Genomic DNA, 865 nt, shown 5'->3' with positions numbered 1-865 from the left:
ATCTGCCCTGTTACAGTACCAGCTACTCCAAGGTTGGATTTCCATAGATTAACTAAAGCAGCAGGGAACGCATTCATTGTAAGGTGCAGATTAAGGGAATCTTGAATATTTCCCGCAAGAATAATTTTACCTCCATTAATTGCAATTCCTAATTCATCAATTGTCATTCCCTCTTTATCGAAAATAATTGTAGCCGATTTAGGCAGTGTCGCATGAAGATTGTGTTGTTTAACATCTATAGTTTTAATCTGCACTTCTCGTTGTATGCCGTCTGGAAGTTCTACCGTAACCATGCTGCCAGAAAGCTGCGCATTTGTATTATTAGGGAACATTGCTTGAACAGTAAAAACTGTTTGTCCATTCTTGCCATTGGCATGAGCATGTAAACGATTAATCATCATCACAGGCGTTTGAATATGCTCGGCATTGATCAAACCCTCAAACTGGATCATGCCAAAAGGATCAAAGACGTCTCCTTTTACTGTCAACTTTTTAATTTTATTCTTTGCAAAACTTAAATGGTCAACATGCGCTTTGAAATTGGCTTTTTGTTTGCTATTTTGTTCATCAAAAACAAAGTCCCCTTTTATTTTTCCGCTGCTTTCCTGCAAAAATAATGCAGAAAATTCTGAAATATCATCAGCGTCAATATGTAAAGCTCCCTTCACAAAATCGCCCATTTGAGAAAGGTCACCTGTGATTTTTGCTTTTCCTCCTTTTATCTTGATATCTTCAAGGGTTCGAATCCGAGGAGAATCCTTAAAAGAAGCAGACAAATACAATGGTTTATTAGAAAAAGTTCCTTCACACTTTACAGAACCAGTAAAAGACGTAACCGGTGATGTATTATCCAACAGTGTTTTCA

General features: G+C 37.2%; 1 pseudogene. It reads right to left on the bottom strand.

From position 1 onward, the window contains the following. Positions 1 to 865 (bottom strand): annotated as a pseudogene (locus tag ACFIO5_RS10995) (translocation/assembly module TamB domain-containing protein); the annotation flags it as partial.

The organism is Bartonella sp. AA86SXKL (genome assembly GCF_042196885.1).
This window is presented reverse-complemented; position numbering and strand designations above follow the sequence as displayed.